The organism is Pseudooceanicola lipolyticus (genome assembly GCF_002786325.1).
Taxonomy (GTDB): Bacteria; Pseudomonadota; Alphaproteobacteria; order Rhodobacterales; family Rhodobacteraceae; genus Pseudooceanicola_C; species Pseudooceanicola_C lipolyticus.
In genome coordinates, this window is the sequence record NZ_PGTB01000087.1 from 1 (window position 1) to 16602 (window position 16602).

Sequence of the window (16602 nt, forward strand, 5' to 3'; positions counted from 1 at the left end):
GCCGGCGGTGCGGGCGCTGCAGGCCGAGATCCTGGTCGGGCTCGACGCGGCGGAACAGGCGCAGTTCCTGGCGCTGGCGGAAAAGGCGGCGCGCGGCGGCAATCTGCTCAGCCGGGCGCCGCTGGTGCTCCGCGGCAGGGGCGGCGAGGGGGGCGCCGAAAACGAGGCGTAGCGCGAAAAATTCCGTCGACGGAATTTGGAAAAAGTTGTCGACAACTTTTCCGCCTCAACGGCAACCACCGTCCGGCAGCGCCGCCAAATTCCGTCGACGGAATTTGCCAAGAATTTTCGAAAATTCTTGCCGCTTGGGCTAGCCGCCCTCGCGCCCGTCCGCATCCAGCTCACGTGCCAGAAAGCGTTCGAACGCGTCCAGGTTGACCGGCTCGAACTGGCCGAACCCCTGCATCCACACGCTGGCCGCGCGCAGGGCATCAGGCTCTAGCTTGCACCATTTCACCCGCCCGCGCTTCTCCTGGCTGATCAGCCCGGCGCGGGTCAGGATCACCAGATGTTTCGAAATCGCCGCCAGCGACATCTCGAACGGTTCGGCCACATCGGTCACCGCCATGTCGTCTTCCAGCAACATGCGCAGGATCTCGCGCCGGGTCGGGTCGGCGAGGGCTGCAAAAACCGTATCCAGCGCATCTGTCATCGCCCAGCCTCTGCCCCAGCCCGGAAAATTCGTCAACCATCTGGTTGAATATAGGTTTTGCCCGGACTCGTCGCTCTGCGCCCCCCGGGTGCTGCGATGCGTGTCACCGGATTTTCTGAAAAATACTTAAATTACAATGATATAAGTCATTGCTTCGGCTGCGACACAGGCAATTGACTCCGGCGCTCGCGCACACTAGCACCTGTCGCAAGACATCTGGGGGCCCGGCCCATGAGCGAAGACGACCCGAAAGCCCGCCTGCAGCGGCTGGAGGCGCGGATCGCGGCGGCGAAACACGCCGACAAGCCGAAGTCCCATACCGATGAGCATTACTCTCAGGCCCAGCTGGCCTGGCGGATGGTCATCGAACTTGTGGCCGGTCTCGGGATCGGCTTCGGCATCGGATACGGGCTGGACAGCCTGTTCGGGACGCTCCCGATCTTCCTGGTGCTGTTCACATTGCTGGGCCTCGCGGCGGGCATCAAGACGATGCTGCGCAGCGCGCAGGAGATCGGCGCAGACAAGCGCGGGGCCGATGCCCCGCAGGACGAGAAGAGGGACTGACAGGTGGCAGACGACGCGCAAGGTGCAGCAGGGGCCGCAGACCACGCCGCAGAGGGCGGGCTGGTGTTTCACCCGATGGACCAGTTTCTGGTCAAGCCGCTGTTCGGCGAGGGCGCCGTCGCCTGGTACACCCCCACCAACGTGACGCTGTGGATGGCGCTGACCGTGCTGGCGATCTTCGCGCTGCTGGTGCTGGGCTCGGCCCGCCGCGCCATCGTGCCCAGCCGCGGCCAGTCGATCGCCGAGCTGGCCTATGGCTTCATCTACAAGATGGTCGAGGATGTCACCGGCTCGGACGGGGTGAAATACTTCCCCTATGTCATGACCATCTTCATGTTCATCGTGGTCTCGAACTTCCTCGGGCTGCTGCCCACCGCCTTCACCACCACCTCGCATCTGGCGGTGACCGTGGTGCTGGCGCTGCTGGTCTTCGTCTCGGTCACGGTGATCGGCTTCGTCAAGCACGGCGCCGGCTTCCTCGGCCTGTTCTGGGTCTCGGCCGCGCCGCTGCCGCTGCGCCCGATCCTGGCGCTGATCGAGGTGATTTCCTACTTCGTCCGCCCGGTCAGCCACTCCATTCGTCTGATGGGCAACATGATGGCCGGCCACGCGGTGATCAAGGTTTTCGCCGCCTTCGCGCCGCTGATCCTGATCTCCGGCATGGGCATCCTGGTGACGCCGCTGTCGATCCTGGCGATCACCGCGATGTACGCCCTGGAAACCCTGGTGGCCTTCATCCAGGCCTATGTCTTCACCATTCTGACCTGCGTCTATCTCAAGGATGCGCTGCATCCCAGCCACTGACGGCAGCAGGTTACGAACCCGCATCACACCAATTCCAACGTAAGGAGAAACACTATGGAAGGTGATATCGCACAAATGGGTGCCTTCATCGGCGCAGGTCTGGCCTCGGTCGGCATGGGCGGCGCCGCCGTCGGTGTGGGCAACGTGGTCGGCAACTTCCTGTCCGGCGCGCTGCGCAACCCCTCCGCCGCGGGCGCCCAGACCGCGACCATGTTCATCGGTATCGCCTTTGCCGAAGCGCTGGGGATCTTCTCGTTCCTCGTCGCGCTGCTGCTGATGTTCGCCGTCTGATCCGGACTCCGGTATCATTTCCTTACGCCCGGGCGGTGCTTGCGATAGGCTCGCGCTGCCCGGAGTAGGGTCACGGCAAACGTCTGAAGGAGACCGAGATGGCAACCGAAACTGTAGATCCGGTCGCCGCGGACCTGGCCGGTAGCTGCGTCGACGCATATGGCGGCGCCATCGGCATGCCGCAGCTGTGCGGAGACTGGTTTCCGAACCAGATTTTCTGGCTGATCCTGACGCTGATCGCGATCTATCTGATCCTGTCGCGGGTGGCGCTGCCGCGGATCGCGGCGATCCTTGCCGAACGGCAGGGCACGATCACCAATGACATCGCCGCCGCCGAGGACCTGAAGGCCAAGGCGGTCGAGGCGGAAGAGGCCTATAACAAGGCGCTGGCCGATGCCCGTGCCGAGGCACAGCGCATCATCGCCGAGACCCGCGCCGAGATTCAGGCCGAACTGGACGATGCCATCGCCAAGGCCGATGCCGAGATCGCCGCGAAATCGGCGGAATCGGAAAAGGCCATCGCCGAGATTCGCGCCGGTGCGCTGGAAGCGGTCGAAGCGGTTGCCAAGGACACCGCCGGTGCGTTGGTTGCCGCGATGGGCGGCAAGGCCGACCAGGACGCCGTTGGCGCCGCGGTCACGTCGCGTCTGAAAGGATAAGGCACATGCGTAACCTGACTGCCCTTGCCCTGATCTTCGGCGCCAGCCCGGCCCTGGCCGCGTCCGGCCCGTTCTTCTCGCTGGGCAATACCGATTTCGTGGTGCTGGTCGCCTTCATCCTGTTCATCGGCGTGTTGCTGTATTTCAAGGTGCCGACGCTGGTGGGCGGCATGCTGGACAAGCGCGCCGAAGGCATCAAGTCGGAACTGGACGAGGCCCGCGCGCTGCGTGAAGAGGCGCAGACCATCCTGGCCTCTTACGAGCGCAAGCAGAAAGAGGCCCAGGACCAGGTGCAGCGCATTGTCGCCACCGCCCGCGACGAGGCCGCCCGCGCCGCGGAAGAGGCCAAGGCCGATCTGGAGAAATCCATCGCCCGCCGCATCGCCGCCGCCGAAGACCAGATTGCTTCGGCCGAGGCGGGTGCGGTCAAGGATGTGCGCGACCGCGCGATCAGCATTGCCGTTGCCGCCGCGAAAGAGGTGATGGCCAAGCAGATGACCGCCGCCAGCGGCGCCAAGCTGATCGACGACGCGATCACCCAGATCGAGACCAAGCTGCACTGAGCAGCGCCTGAGACTGAACAGGAAAACCCGGCCACCGGCCGGGTTTTCCCTTTTCGGCCGGGCGAAACGGGGCCCGGGCCCGCCTATCGAGATTTCGCCAATGCTGTGCCCTCTGTGCATAAAGACACAGCGCCGGGCACTGGCATTCGGGCGCAAGCTGGTCTATCCCGCAGGCACAGCGCTCATATGAAAGGCAGAGGTATGAGTTTCGAGACCCCTGGGCCGGTCGAGGCCGATCTGCGCGCCGCGATCAGCCCAATCGAAGAGATCATCGCAGATGCCCGCCGGGGCCGCATGTATATCCTGGTCGATCACGAGGACCGCGAGAACGAGGGCGACCTGTGCATCGCCGCCGAATTCGCCGATGCCGCCGCAATCAACTTCATGGCGACCCATGGCCGCGGGCTGATCTGCCTGCCAATGACGGCCGAGCGGATCGACCGGCTGGGCCTGCCGATGATGGCGCAGAACAATTCCTCGCGTCATGAAACCGCCTTCACCGTCTCGATCGAGGCCCGCGAAGGGGTGTCGACCGGGATTTCCGCCGCCGACCGGGCGCTGACGGTCAAGACCGCAATCAACGAACAGAACACCATGGCGCATCTGGCCACGCCGGGCCATGTGTTCCCGCTGCGCGCCAAGAATGGCGGCGTGCTGGTACGGGCCGGCCATACCGAGGCGGTGGTCGATATTTCGCGGCTGGCCGGGCTGAATCCGGCGGGGGTGATCTGCGAGATCATGAAGCCCGATGGCGAGATGGCGCGGCTGCCCGACCTGGTCGACTTCGCCGCCGAGCACGGGCTAAAGATCGGTACCATCACCGACCTGATCGCCTATCGCAGCCGCAACGACAACCTGGTGGACGAGACCTCGCGCTGCATGGTCGACTCCGAATATGGCGGCAGCTGGGAGATGCGGATCTATACCGACCAGACCCACGGGATCGAACATGTCACGCTGATCAAGGGCGATATCACCACGCCGGAACCGGTGCTGACCCGGACCCATGCCATGCACGAAGCTTCGGACATCCTGGGCATCGGGTCGAAACCCACCCGCGAGCTGCCCCGCGCGATGGAGATCATCGCCGAAGAGGGGCGCGGCATCGTCTGCCTGTTCCGGCAGCCGCGCAAGACGCTCTATGCCAATGAAGAGGACGGGCCACGTACCATCAAGCAGACCGGGCTGGGGGCACAGATCCTGTCCAAGCTGGGGGTGCACGAACTGATCCTGCTGACCGATTCGCCGGAAACCAAATATATCGGCCTGGACGCCTACGGGCTGACCATTGCCGGCACCCGACCGATCCTGGGGAAATCCTGACATGGCTGGAAGCGAAACCCATTACACCTTGCCGCGCCCCGCGTTTGACAAGCCGGTCAAGCTGTTGATCGTGGTGGCTCCCTATTACCGCGATATCGCCGACGACCTGATTGCCGGCGCCAAGGCCGAAATCGAGGCGGTGGGCGGCAGCTGGGACCTGGTCGAAGTGCCCGGCGCGCTGGAAGTGCCGACCGCGGTGGCGATGGCGGATCGGATGTCGAATTTCGACGGCTACGTCGCGCTCGGCTGCGTGATCCGTGGCGAGACCACGCATTACGACACGGTCTGCAATGACAGCTCGCGCGCGCTGCAACTGCTGGGGCTGCAGGGGCTGTGCATTGGCAATGGCATCCTGACGGTGGAGAACCGCGACCAGGCGGTTGTGCGCGCCGACCCCGACGCCCAGAACAAGGGCGGCGGCGCCGCTGCGGCAGCCTTGCATCTGGTAGCGCTGGGCCGTAAGTGGGGCGGCCAATCCAAGGGGGTCGGCTTTCGCCCCGCGACCGAAAGCTATCGCCTGGCCGGCGGAGATGACGGAAACACCATCGCATGAGCAATGAACCCGCCCTTTCGGGAAACCAGAAGCGCAAGATGCGCTCGGCGGCGCGGCTTTATGCCGTGCAGGCGCTGTTTCAGATGGAACAGTCCGGGCAGGGCGCCGAGGCGGTGGTGCGCGAGTTCCTCGATCATCGTTTCGGCGCGGTCTACGAGGGCGACGAGATGATCGATGGCGATATCGGCCATTTCCGCAAGACGGTGGAGAACGCGGTGAATTACCAGGCGCTGGTCGACCAGATGACCGACCGGGCGCTGGTGGCAAAATGGCCGATCGCGCGCATCGATCCGACGCTGCGCAGCCTGTTCCGCGCGGCCGGGGCCGAACTGACCCAGACCACCACGCCGCCGAAAGTGGTGATCTCGGAATATGTCGACGTGGCGCGCGCGTTTTTCCCGGAGGGAAAAGAGCCCAAATTTGTCAACGCGGTGCTGGATCACATGGCGCGCGAGGCCCGGCCCGAGGCGTTCTGAACGCCGTCATGGGCGGCCGAAGGCTGGTGCCGCGCGCAATTCACCGGGGCCCGGAGCGGGCAAAAGCTGTCGACAGCTTTTGGAACATTCCATCGATGGAATGTGGACCGGTGAATGCTCACCTTACTCCGGCGATGGCCTCGCAGCGGCGTTTTTCCTCGCCAGCGGCCGTCGGCCGGGCAAAAGTTGTCGACAACTTTTGGAACATTCCATCGATGGAATGTCCGTCACAGGTCATGCACCTCGCCGGTGGCCCGGATTTCGCCGGTGGCGGTGCCGCCGGGGGCGCCGCCGGGCGGTTCGTCGGTGATCGCGAAGAACAGCTCCGCCGCGCTGCGATAGCTGTCGGGCAGCGGCAACAGCGCCGAGGGGGTCTCGGGCAGCACGCCCAGCGACACCGGTGCGGCATCGCCCGAAATCGCCCAGAGCTCCAGCACCCGGCCGGCCGGCGCGGTGCCGGCGATGCGGCTGATCCGCAGCCCGCCCTGCGCCGGGTCGTAGACGGCAAATAGGCGCAGGCTGCCATCCTCGGCGGCGATCTCGGAAACATAGCCGGGGCCGCTGCGCTCCGCCGGCCACAGCCACAGCGTGGTCATCACCGCCGCCAGTGCCAGCGCCGCCAGGCTGATGCCGCGCCACAGGCCGGCGCGGTCCCAGAACGAGACCCTGCGCGGCGTCTCATCGCCGAACAGCCGGGTAAACAGCGCGCCCTTGATCGCCGGGCGCGGTGCGGTCTCGGCAAAGCCGGCATTCAGCCCTTCGAAATGGCGCAGCCAGCCGGCGACCTGATCGCGCAGGGCCGGGTTCTGCGCCATCTCGGCCTCGAAGGCGGCCTCTTCATCGGGCGGCAGCAGGCGCAACACGTATTCCGCCGCTTCGGCGGTCCAGTCCTCTTCGGGGGGCGGCAGGTCGGTCATCGGCTCATGCACTCCCTCAGGCGGATCAGCGAGCGGCGCAGCCAGGTGCGGATGGTGTTCAGCGGCACTTTCAGCCGGTCGGAGATATCGGCATAGCTGAGCCCGTCCAGATAGGCCCAGCGCACCGCCTGCGACCGGTCCTCTTCCAATTCGCCCAGGCACAGCGAAATCCGCGTCGCCTCGGAGCGGGCGATCGCGCTCTGTTCCGGTGTCGGCCCGTGGTCGGGCAGCGGAGCGGCGGTTTCGTCGACGGTTTCCGCGGCACGCCAGCGGCGAAGACGGTCGATCGCCGTGTTCCGCGCTATGGTGATCATCCAGGTCATCGGACTTGTTCCATTGGCGGCATAGCGCCCGGCATAGCGCCAGATCTTCATATATGTCTCTTGCAGGACATCCTCGGCGCCGGCCCGGTCTCTCAAGATACGCAGCGCGACTCCGAAAAGTTTCGCCGAGGTCGCATCATAAAGCGCGCCAAAGGCCCGGCGGTCGCCGAGTGCGGTTTTGGCAATAAGGTCTTCCAGCTGGCTGGGCGTCGACATGATGTTCTTCCGTGCCCCGCTTATGCCTGCACAAATTTGCTCCAGCGCCGGGCCGGGTTCGCCACAGGCTAAGCGCAGCGGCGCGGGTTTGAAAGCGTTTTGGCGGCCTTGACTGCATCGCAGGCGTTGCAATGGCGTCACGTTTGCCCTGCGGAGCGGGCAACAGTGGCGCTGTAGGTCGGCTTTTGGGTCAGTCTCGGCGACAATTGGCGCGAAATTGGGCACAGAGCGCGGCGTTTGCGGTACCAGCGTTCCCTTTTGCCGCAATCCTCTCTATATTCGATCCGGTTGTCTGTGAGGAATGCGAAATGTCCCAGCTTGTCCGCCTTTGCTTTCGTCAGTTGACGGTCGGTTTCGGTCTTGCCGCATGTATGGCCTGGCTGCTGTCGCGGAGGCTGAACGGCCTGGTATTGGCCGTGATCCCGGCTGACTGGATCGCCCATGCCCTGGGCGAAGCGGGCCGGCAGGATCACAAGACCCATCTGCCCGAGTATCGCCCGATCCCGGTGCGCGTGGATGACCGGCCGCGCCGCCCGTTCTGAGCGGGGCGGCATTCCACTCCCATTCTGAAAATGCGGCGGGACCACCAGGCAACCGTGTGGTTCTGATTCCCGAGGACCTGTATATACAGGTGGGCGCCAGGTAATCGGACCAGGATCCGAACAGAGCCAGCTCCCTCGGAATTGTGTAAGGCCACCGGAATGCAACCGTTCACGTGAAGGGCAGAACCCGCCGCATTCCCAGATAAGCCTGACAAGGCGGTGCGGCAAGGGGGCTGAAGGCCGCGGGTCAAAATTTCTGCCGCTGCCCGCCTCTTGCAAAATGTTCACGTATTGTTCATGGTTGCGCCATGAGCGATCTTTCCCTTGGCGATCTCAAACCCGGACAGCTTCTGGCGCGCGGCGTCGGGCGGCTGTTGCAGGGGCACGGTTTTGTCTCGGTTGAAGAATTCGTGCCGGCGGCGGGGCTGCGGGTCGACGTCATGGGGTTGGGCCCCAAAAGCGAGATCTGGGTGGTGGAATGCAAATCCAGCCGGGTCGATTTCACCAGCGACGCGAAATGGCAGGGCTATCTGGACTGGTGCGACCGCTATTTCTGGGCGGTGGACGAGGCCTTTCCGACCGATCTGCTGCCCGAGGGCACCGGCCTGATGATCGCCGATGCCTATGACGGGGAGATCCTGCGCATGGCGCCGGAACAGCGGCTGGCCCCGGCGCGGCGCAAGGTGCTGCTGCATAAATTCGCCACCCATGCCGCCCGGCGCCTGCAGGCGCTGCGCGATCCGGGTTTTGTGCCCCTGCGGCCGGGGTTTTAGCGTTTCGCCTTGCGCGCGGCCTTGGCCGCCGACAGGATCTCTTCGGCGATCTCCTCGGCTTCTTCCGGATCGAAATCCATCGGGATTTCGACGCCCTTGGCCTCGATGAACAGGCGGACCATGCCCCGGTCGGTCGGGCCGATCTGCAGGTTGGCTTCGATATCGCGTTCGGTGTTGATGCTCATGGCCGGTCTTTCCTGGACTGGCGGCATCGCTAGCGCGGCGGGTCTTGAGAATCAAGCGAATCTGCGGCCTTGATGGCGCATGTCCGAGATCACTTTACGCCGCTTCACCCCAGAAGATACCAACTGGCTGGTGCGGCAGCATGGCGAACATTACGCGCACGCCGAGGGGTTTGACGACAGTTTCGGGATACTGGTGCGCGAGATCCTGGAGGCTTTTGTCGCCGCTCACGATCCGGAGCGCGAACGGGGCTGGATCGCAGTGCAGGCGGGGCAGCGGCTGGGCAGTATCTTTTGCGTCGCGGCGGGAGACAGCACCGCCAAGCTACGGCTGTTCCTGCTGACGCCGGCGGCGCGGGGCAGGGGGCTGGGCAAGCGTATGCTGCGGACCTGCATGGATTTTGCCCGCTCGGCAGGCTATGCCGACATGAAGCTGTGGACCCATGAAAGCCACCGGGCCGCCTGCGCGCTCTATGCCGCCACCGGCTGGACCCTGGTGGACAGCCGGCCGGTACATTCCTTCGGCGTCGACCTGGTGGAACAGACCTGGACCATCCGCCTATAGCCCGACAGCGAGAGGCGGCAGCAGCCAGAACTTGCGGTTAATCCGCTTGCAATCGGGCGGTGGCTTGGCTAAATCGCCCTCCAGTGCCGCCTTAGCTCAGTTGGTTAGAGCGCTGGATTGTGGATCCAGAGGTCCCCTGTTCAAGCCAGGGAGGCGGTACCATGGCACCCCCACAGGATATTTGACCGGTCCCAGCCGCAGTCCGCGCGCTGGAACAGAGGTTTTGTACCCCGATTCTGGCCACGATCTTCAACCAGATCGCGGTGGTTCGGCGCTGTTCTGGCGGGGTTTTTTCGCCCGTTCTTTAAGTTGACAAAAAAGGTAAGTTAAATTATCCCGGCGACGATATTTCCGGCAAGCCAGTCCCTGCCAGTCGGTTGATCTTCCAACCCTTCTGACAGGACTTCATCATGGCTCAGACCCTCAGCATCGACGCGTCGACCCTTTCGACCCGGTTCAACATGCTTACCTTCTTCGAAACCTTCTTCGCCGGTTTCGACGATGCGTCGCAGGATTTTTACGGTGGCACGCCGGATTCGGCCTATGGCGGCACCTATTACATGAACGGCTCGCAGGTGCTTTCGACGCTGTCTTCGGGCGGCACCGAATCCGCTTCGGTGGTGCTGATGGAAGGCGCCGGGCTGGCTTATGACTTTATCCATCACGGCGCCGCCTTCGGCCATGGTGTCTCTGGCGCGGTGGACAGTCTGGTGTTCGGCACCTGGGTGACCGGCCAGTCCAGCGGCACCCAGGGCAACGGCGCCGCCGGCGCGGTCACGGGCCTGGACGAGGGCGTGATCATCGACGGATTCGACATCTCCGTGGCGCCGGGCGCCGGCAACGACACCGCGACCAACCTGACCTATGCGGTCTACAGCGCCATCGGCACTCTGGATGCCGACGCGCTGTTTGAACTGATCTCGGATTATAGCGTCGAGGTGATCGGCACCCGCCGCAACGACAAGCTGGTCGGCTTTGACGGCGATGATGTGCTGATCGGCGGCGGCGGTGACGACACCTTCCTGCTGAGCGCGGGGGATGACGTGCTGATCGGCGGCAGCGGCAATGATACCCTGCGCGGCGGCGCCGGCGCCGACACGCTGATCGGCGGCAATGGCGATGACATGCTCTATGGCGGCCAGTCCGCCGACGTGCTGAAGGGCGGCGCGGGCGACGATGTGCTCAGCGGCAAGAAAGGCGCCGATCTGCTGACCGGCGGCGCCGGGGCCGATACCTTCGTAATCGCAAGCAACGCGAAACTGGACATCATCACCGATTTTGTCGGCGGCGAGGACCTTGTCGATGTCACCGCGCTGGGCCTGACCAGCCTGACGGATTTCGAAGTGCGCGAAAACGACAGCTGGGTTCAACTGATCAGCGATGACGTCAGGATCCGGTTGATCGGCCATGAATTTGCCGATCTGACCGAAGACATGTTCGCGTTCTGAACCAGTGCGGGCGGGCGGCGACCCGCCGCTCGCCCTTTTTCATGCAGATGTTCATGCCACGCCCCCCGCGCAGCGGCTATGCTGCGATCCTGCCCAGTTTCGCCTTGATCCTGGCCGCACCGGTTGCGGCGCAGGAGGCCGAGGACGGCGTGCTGGACCTGGCGCCGATCGAGGTGACCTCGGAAAGTGCGAACGCCAGCGCGCCATCGGTGTCGCAGGTGGGGCAGGACCGGCTGGACATCGAATACCAGGGCGCCGGGCTGGATACCGTGCTGCGCGGCGTGCCGGGGGTAACCACCCAGGGCGGCGGTGCCGATGGCGGCGAGATCGCCGTCAACATACGAGGCCTGCAGGATTACGGCCGGGTGGCGGTGACCATCGACGGGATGCGGCAGAATTTTGCCCGCTCCGGCCATGGCGCCAATGGCACTTTTGCCGCCGACAGCGAGATGCTGCGCGAGGTGACGGTCAGCCGCGGGCCCGGCGCCAAGGCCGGGGCGGTGGGCGGCGCGCTGGAACTGCGCAGCGTCCGCGCCGAAGACCTGCTGCCGCTGGAGGGTGGCGCCACCGGCGGCGAGTTCCGTCTGCGCTATGGCACCCACACCGTGGCGCCCACGTTGCATGGCAGCGTGGCGACGCAACTGAGCGAGGCGGTCGACCTGACCGTGGCCGCAACCCGCTCCGAGCTGGGTGACTACACCGCCCCGAACGGCCAGCGGGTGCATGCCTGGCAACTGACCCGCAGCGGGCTGGCGACGTTGGGGCTGACCACGCAGAACGGCCAGCGGCTGAGCTTCAGCGCCAGCCGTCTGGCCAAGGATTACACCACCGGTGTCAGCGGCAGCACGCCGCGCGACAATGACCTGCGCACCGACAGCCTGGCGCTGGGCTACGAGGCGCAGGAGGTACTGGGCGGCTGGTCGGTCACCGGCACGCTGTATGACACCCGCACGCGGGTCTGGCAGCAGACGCTGGACGACGCGCTGGCACCCACCGGCGAGACGCGGTCCTACCGCACCCGCACCACCGGCCTGCTGGTCGAGGCGCAGCAAGGCTTTGTCCTGGCCGGGCGCGATCATGACGTGACGCTGACCTTCGAAAGCTTCCGCGACCGGGCCGAAACCGTCGATGCCGAGGACAGCCTGACGCCGTCGGGGCGGCGCGGCTTTGTCTCGCTGGCGGTTGAAGACCGCATCGCCCTGGGCGCGGCGACGCTGACCCTGGGGCTGTCGGCGGATCGCTATGACCTGACCGGCAGCGATGTCGCGGTCAGCGGTACGGGCCTGTCGCCCCGGCTCGCCCTGGATCTGCCGGTGGGCGGCGGTGTCAGCCTGCATGCCGCGGCAGCGCTGTCCTATCGCTTCCCCTCGCTGAACGAGACGCTGGTCAGCGGCTTGCACCCGGAACCGGCGGATTTCGAGATCCGGCCCAACCCGGCGCTGCAACCCGAAAAATTCCGCAACCTGGAACTGGGTGTCAGCTTTCACCGCCAGGGCCTGCTGACCGGTGGCGATGTTTTCGACCTGAGGGCGACGGTGTTCCGCAACCAGGCGCGCGACTATATCGGCCTGGAACGCCAGGGCGGGCTGTTCGACAGCTATTACCAATACGTCAATATCGACCGCGTGCGCATCACCGGGCTGGAACTGGAGGCCGCCTATGACAGCGACCGCATCTTCGGAAGCCTGGCCGGGCAGGTGATGCGCGGCAGCAACCTGGATGACGGGTCAGAGCTGTCGCGGGTGCCGCCCGACCGGCTGGTGCTGACCGCCGGGGTAAAAAGCGCCGATGCGCGCCGCCGCATCGGTGCCCGGTTTACCGTGGCCGGCGGCAAACATGAAAGCAGCCTGCGGTCCGAAGCCTGGCGCACGGTGGACCTGTACCTGCGCCAGGAGCTGTCGGACAGCACCGTCTTCGACCTGTCGCTGAACAATATCACCGACGCAACCTATACCCCCCATCTGGAAACCCAGCCATCGCCAGGGTTCAACGCGCAGGCCTCGCTGATCGTTCGGTTCTGAACGCGGCTGGCCGGAAAGGAACCACCATGACCTTCAAGATCAAGCTGACCGCCGATGCCCAAACCGGTGCGGGGGTGAACCTCAAAACCGGGCTGCGGGCGTTCCTGGAAAGTTTCGCACCCTATTCCCTGCCGCTGTTTTTGCCGGAAAGCGACGAGGACACCATGCAGATCCTGCATATCGACACGCCGGTCGAGGGCGACGAGGCCGCCACGCCTGCGGTTCTGCTGGCAGGGCGGGATTTTCTCTACACCTTTTCCAACCATTCGGTCAGCGGCCAGCTCGATTCGATCAGCTTCGGCAGCCTCGGCCCGGCCTGGGATGCAGCGGCAGAGGACCTGGCGGTGGGCTCGGACGGCCTGGTGGCGGCAATCGCCGGGTCCATCACCCTGTCCGAGCTGGACGTGGTGAACCCGGTCGGCGAGAAGGGGCAGGTGCATGAAATCGTCTCGTCGCTGATGGGCGGCGGCCCGGACGGGACCGAAGTGGATCCGGCACCGATCCTCGACCTGGTCTATTCCCAGGCGCATGACCTGCGTGGCTCCGCGGGCGATGATGTCTACAAGGGCACCGCCTTTGACGACAGCGCACGCGGCAATCGCGGCGACGACCTGTTGAACGGGCAGAAGGGGGCCGACCGGCTGCTGGGCAATGGCGGATCCGATACGCTGCTGGGCGCGGCGGGGGCCGATCAGCTTTGGGGCGGCGCGGGCCGCGACACGCTGAAGGGCGGCGGCGGCGCTGACCGCCTGTTCGGCGGGGGCGGCCGTGACACGCTGGAGGGTGGCAAGGGCAAGGACCAGCTGGAGGGCGGCGGTGGGGCCGACACGCTGACCGGCGGCAAGGGGGCGGATCAGTTCATCTTCAGCAAGGCCAGGCAGGCCGATGGCGACACCATCACCGATTTCAGAGCCGGGCAGGGCGACGTGATCGCGCTGGCCGATATCGACGCCCGCAGCGACCGCAGCGGCGACCAGTCGTTCAGCTGGATCGGGGCGGAAGCGTTTACCGGCAAGGCCGGGCAATTGCGCAGCTGGCAGGAGGCCGGCAGCACCTTTGTCGCCGGCGATACCGATGGCGACGGGGTGGCCGATTTCAGCATCGGCCTGAGCGGACTGCTTGATCTGACGGCGTCGGATTTCCTGCTATAGACGCGGGCGGTCCGCGGCGATCTCTCCGGCAAGGGTGGCCACACGGTCACCTTGCCACCCGCAGCCGGCGATACAGATCGGCATCTGACCGGGACAATGCCTCGGTATGGGCCGCGGTATAGGTCTCGGCCGGCGCAACCAGCGAGAGGGCCTCTTTCCAGTTCAATAACCCCATCTCCGTTGGCAGCGGCGGGCGCAGCAGCCAGTCGCCGGGCGCCAGATCATCGGTTTCGTGGGTCCGGCCCACCGTCATGCTGCGCATGATGGTCTCGGTGGCGCTGGGCGCGGCCCAATAGCGTCGGGTCCGGGGATGCAGGCTGCGCAGGAGCAGCCCCAGACGCCCCGGGATCTTGTCATAGGCATAATCGAAGGTCGGCATTTCCTTGCGGGCAAGCGACACCACCACATTCGGGCCGGCCTTCAACGCGTGCATGGTGCGATAGGGCAGATTGTCCAGGATGCCGCCATCGACGAGAACCGAGTTGCCGCTGCGGATGAACGGCGGCAGGATGCCGGGCAGGGCGCTGGAGGCGCGGATTGCCTGCCACAGCGGACCGGCGCGCAGGATGGCCAGGCGATTGGTGTCCAGATCGGTGGCCACGGCATAAAATGGCTTCCACATATCCGCGATATCCAGATCGCTGAAATGCGCGTGCAGCTTGGCATCGAGTCTTCTGTGATCAAGCAGGGCATAGCGCGGCACCGTCACCCGTCTCAGCGCCCGTCCTTTCAGGAAGATATCATCAATCCTGGCGACCAGTTCCGCGCCTTCGATCCCCATGGCAAAGGCCGCGGCCATGGCGCTGCCGATGCTGGTTCCGCCATAGATGTCGAAATCGATCCCGGCCTGCGCCAGCCCGCGCTGCACCCCGATATGGGCAAGGCCATAGGCGCCGCCGCCGGACAGAACCAAACCCACCGCGGTGCCGGTCAGGAACCGCGCCAGGCGGCAGATGTCCTGGTCATCTTCCAGCGCCAGATGATGATGCATCGCCACCGGCCGGCCGCGCAGCCACTCGGCGCTGCCGGCGACCCGTTCCCGGCGTTTGCGATGGATCAACAGCAGCCGGCGCTGTTCGACGGGAATCTGCGCCAGGGCAAAGGTTTCGATCGGGGACAGCGCCGGCGGCGCGCCGGCATGTCCCAGAATCAGCACCTGATCGGACTGGCGGATAATGGCGCGCTGCCAGGCCGCGTTGTCCTGATCGGGCAGGTACAGGGTCAGGTCGCTTTCGCGTTCGTTGCGGCTGAACCAGTCGACCGCCTCCAGGCTGTCCGGCGCGGCGCCACCGGTCGCGGCATGGAAGCTGTCGAAGGTGACGGTTGTTGCGGCACAGAGACTCTTCAGCGCGCGGCCGAGGCGCGAGGGAAAGTCAGCGGGCAATGCCCCATCGCCGGCGGCGATCAGGGCCAGCGTGCGCGGGCGGGTGCGGTCCCGGGTCAGGCTGTCGTGATCGAGATAGCGCTCGGCCAGGCGCGAGGCCAGTTCGGCGATGATCGCCTCGCGCAGCCCGGGCAAACGCGCGCAATAGGACTCGTATTGCGCGCGGGTCAGCCGCAGCACCAGCGAATCCCGAAACGCCACGACGCTGGCGGTGCGCACGCCGCCGGTGAAAAAGCCAATCTCGCCAACCACGCTGCCGGCCTCGATATGGCCGACGGTCTGGCCGTCGCGTTCGATGCGGAATCGCCCGGCAAGCACGAAATAGATCGCCTTGGAGATCGCGTTCTGCTGGATCAGTACCTCGCCACGCCCCACCCGCAGGCTGCCCAGCTCTTCCAGCTGCACGCCCTTATCGAACATGATCTCGAGCAATCCCGTCATGCCGTCCTCCCCCTGCCATCTTAGCAATTGCGCGCCCGCACGCGAGCAGAGGATCATGGCCATCCCGCTGTCACCGCGCGACCGTGTGGTGAGTTGGGCATTTGGGTGGGGGAGAGGGCGCACCGGCGGTCCGCTTTTGGCTGGCGCGAGGGAAGGCCGATTGAGGCACAGATGGTACTTTTACAGCAGATATCGACGCCCTGCGGAGTGGGATGATATCTTGGGAACGCAGGGGGAGAAGTGGCAGCCCGTAGGGGAATCGAACCCCTCTTTCCAGGTTGAAAACCTGGCGTCCTAACCGATAGACGAACGGGCCACGCGGCGTGAGCGGCTAATTAGGCAATCGCGCGGCGGGGTGCAAGAGGGAAAAAGGCCTAAGGTGCAGAAATTGCCGGCGGCGGGGTCAGGCCGGCGCGGCGTCGTCCAGGCGCAGCTGTACCTGCTGGCGGCCGCCCCAGCTGTTGATCTCCAGCCGGCCGGCCAGGTGGAAGCGGGCGCCGCCATGCTCGCTCAGCCGCGGACCCAGCGGGGTGTCGAAGGCGCCGAAGGCGATGGCATCCATGCCGCCGCCCATGCCGTCGCTGACCGAGAGCTTCAGATGCGATTCGCCGACCCGGCGGGCATAGCGGATCATCATGTCGGGCAGGGCAAAGCGCGGGGCGGGGGCGGCGGCGCCATAGGGGCCGGCCTGTTCGATCTGCGCGATCAGCTCGGGCGAGGCGGCGCCGGGCATCAGCGCGCCGTCCAGCCGCAA

General features: G+C 65.5%; 19 protein-coding genes, 2 tRNA genes and 1 pseudogene. 15 read left to right on the forward strand and 7 right to left on the reverse strand.

What is annotated here, in order from left to right; translation table 11 throughout:
• Positions 1–310 precede the first annotated feature (310 nt).
• The gene (locus CVM52_RS16730; protein WP_100163614.1) at positions 311–652 is read right to left on the reverse strand and encodes an ArsR/SmtB family transcription factor; all 342 of its coding nucleotides are present in this window, start codon (positions 650–652) and stop codon (positions 311–313) included.
• Between the two features lie 231 nt (positions 653–883).
• Here CVM52_RS16730 and CVM52_RS16735 point away from each other — a divergent pair, with 231 nt between their 5' ends.
• The 8 genes from CVM52_RS16735 (at position 884) to nusB (ending at position 5885) form a co-directional block, all read left to right on the forward strand.
• A complete protein-coding gene (locus tag CVM52_RS16735; protein WP_100163615.1) occupies positions 884–1216 on the forward strand; it encodes an AtpZ/AtpI family protein in 333 nt (110 codons plus the stop codon).
• Between the two features lie 75 nt (positions 1217–1291).
• Positions 1292–2020, forward strand: a complete 729-nt coding sequence (locus CVM52_RS16740; RefSeq protein WP_100163616.1) for a F0F1 ATP synthase subunit A — start codon at positions 1292–1294, stop codon at positions 2018–2020.
• Between the two features lie 54 nt (positions 2021–2074).
• Positions 2075–2311, forward strand: coding sequence for a F0F1 ATP synthase subunit C (locus tag CVM52_RS16745; RefSeq protein ID WP_100163617.1), 237 nt, complete (start codon positions 2075–2077; stop codon positions 2309–2311).
• Positions 2312–2409: 98 nt separating this feature from the next.
• Complete coding sequence (locus CVM52_RS16750; protein WP_100163618.1) at positions 2410–2970, forward strand: F0F1 ATP synthase subunit B'; 561 nt, start codon at positions 2410–2412, stop codon at positions 2968–2970.
• A gap of 5 nt (positions 2971–2975) precedes the next feature.
• The gene (locus tag CVM52_RS16755) at positions 2976–3533 is read left to right on the forward strand and encodes a F0F1 ATP synthase subunit B (RefSeq protein ID WP_100163619.1); all 558 of its coding nucleotides are present in this window, start codon (positions 2976–2978) and stop codon (positions 3531–3533) included.
• Positions 3534–3734: 201 nt separating this feature from the next.
• The gene (gene ribB / locus CVM52_RS16760; RefSeq protein ID WP_100163620.1) at positions 3735–4856 is read left to right on the forward strand and encodes a 3,4-dihydroxy-2-butanone-4-phosphate synthase; all 1122 of its coding nucleotides are present in this window, start codon (positions 3735–3737) and stop codon (positions 4854–4856) included.
• A 1-nt stretch (position 4857) separates the two neighbouring features.
• Positions 4858–5409, forward strand: a complete 552-nt coding sequence (locus tag CVM52_RS16765) for a 6,7-dimethyl-8-ribityllumazine synthase (RefSeq protein ID WP_100163621.1) — start codon at positions 4858–4860, stop codon at positions 5407–5409.
• Complete coding sequence (nusB, locus tag CVM52_RS16770; RefSeq protein WP_100163622.1) at positions 5406–5885, forward strand: transcription antitermination factor NusB; 480 nt, start codon at positions 5406–5408, stop codon at positions 5883–5885. Before CVM52_RS16765 ends, nusB begins: the two co-directional genes overlap by 4 nt.
• Positions 5886–6112: 227 nt before the next feature.
• Here the strand turns inward: nusB and CVM52_RS16775 are convergent, their stop codons facing one another.
• Together CVM52_RS16775 and CVM52_RS16780 are read right to left on the reverse strand one after the other, a co-directional pair.
• Entirely contained in the window at positions 6113–6802 is a 690-nt protein-coding gene (locus CVM52_RS16775; protein WP_100163623.1) for an anti-sigma factor, read from the reverse strand.
• Positions 6799–7341: a sigma-70 family RNA polymerase sigma factor gene (locus CVM52_RS16780; RefSeq protein WP_100163624.1), complete on the reverse strand. Its 543-nt coding sequence runs from the start codon at positions 7339–7341 to the stop codon at positions 6799–6801. The genes CVM52_RS16775 and CVM52_RS16780 overlap by 4 nt, the downstream gene beginning before the upstream one ends.
• A gap of 308 nt (positions 7342–7649) precedes the next feature.
• On the opposite strand from CVM52_RS16780, the gene CVM52_RS26660 reads away from it, so the two are divergent.
• A complete protein-coding gene (locus CVM52_RS26660; protein ID WP_133119873.1) occupies positions 7650–7883 on the forward strand; it encodes a hypothetical protein in 234 nt (77 codons plus the stop codon).
• A 308-nt stretch (positions 7884–8191) separates the two neighbouring features.
• Positions 8192–8656 carry an MmcB family DNA repair protein gene (locus tag CVM52_RS16785; protein WP_100163625.1) on the forward strand — a complete coding sequence of 155 codons (465 nt, stop codon included), beginning with the start codon at positions 8192–8194 and terminating at the stop codon, positions 8654–8656.
• On the opposite strand, the gene CVM52_RS16790 is transcribed toward CVM52_RS16785, so the two are convergent.
• Complete coding sequence (locus CVM52_RS16790) at positions 8653–8841, reverse strand: DUF6324 family protein (RefSeq protein WP_100163626.1); 189 nt, start codon at positions 8839–8841, stop codon at positions 8653–8655. The two genes, CVM52_RS16785 and CVM52_RS16790, sit on opposite strands and share 4 nt — an antisense overlap.
• Positions 8842–8920: 79 nt before the next feature.
• Between CVM52_RS16790 and CVM52_RS16795 the strand changes: the two genes are divergently transcribed.
• The 5 genes from CVM52_RS16795 to CVM52_RS16815 all read left to right on the forward strand — a co-directional run bounded on the left by CVM52_RS16795 (position 8921) and on the right by CVM52_RS16815 (position 14023).
• Positions 8921–9403, forward strand: a complete 483-nt coding sequence (locus CVM52_RS16795; protein WP_100163627.1) for a GNAT family N-acetyltransferase — start codon at positions 8921–8923, stop codon at positions 9401–9403.
• A gap of 85 nt (positions 9404–9488) precedes the next feature.
• Positions 9489–9565, forward strand: a tRNA-His gene (locus tag CVM52_RS16800).
• A 248-nt stretch (positions 9566–9813) separates the two neighbouring features.
• Complete coding sequence (locus CVM52_RS16805) at positions 9814–10851, forward strand: calcium-binding protein (RefSeq protein ID WP_100163628.1); 1038 nt, start codon at positions 9814–9816, stop codon at positions 10849–10851.
• A gap of 53 nt (positions 10852–10904) precedes the next feature.
• Positions 10905–12872, forward strand: a complete 1968-nt coding sequence (locus tag CVM52_RS16810) for a TonB-dependent receptor domain-containing protein (protein WP_172721020.1) — start codon at positions 10905–10907, stop codon at positions 12870–12872.
• Between the two features lie 26 nt (positions 12873–12898).
• Positions 12899–14023, forward strand: a complete 1125-nt coding sequence (locus tag CVM52_RS16815) for a calcium-binding protein (protein WP_100163630.1) — start codon at positions 12899–12901, stop codon at positions 14021–14023.
• A 46-nt stretch (positions 14024–14069) separates the two neighbouring features.
• Here the strand turns inward: CVM52_RS16815 and CVM52_RS16820 are convergent, their stop codons facing one another.
• From CVM52_RS16820 to CVM52_RS16830, 3 genes and pseudogenes are all read right to left on the reverse strand, one after another.
• Entirely contained in the window at positions 14070–15848 is a 1779-nt protein-coding gene (locus CVM52_RS16820) for a patatin-like phospholipase family protein (protein WP_172721021.1), read from the reverse strand.
• A gap of 241 nt (positions 15849–16089) precedes the next feature.
• Positions 16090–16164: transfer RNA gene (locus CVM52_RS16825), tRNA-Glu, on the reverse strand.
• Between the two features lie 87 nt (positions 16165–16251).
• Positions 16252–16602, reverse strand: a pseudogene (locus CVM52_RS16830) (single-stranded-DNA-specific exonuclease RecJ); the annotation flags it as partial.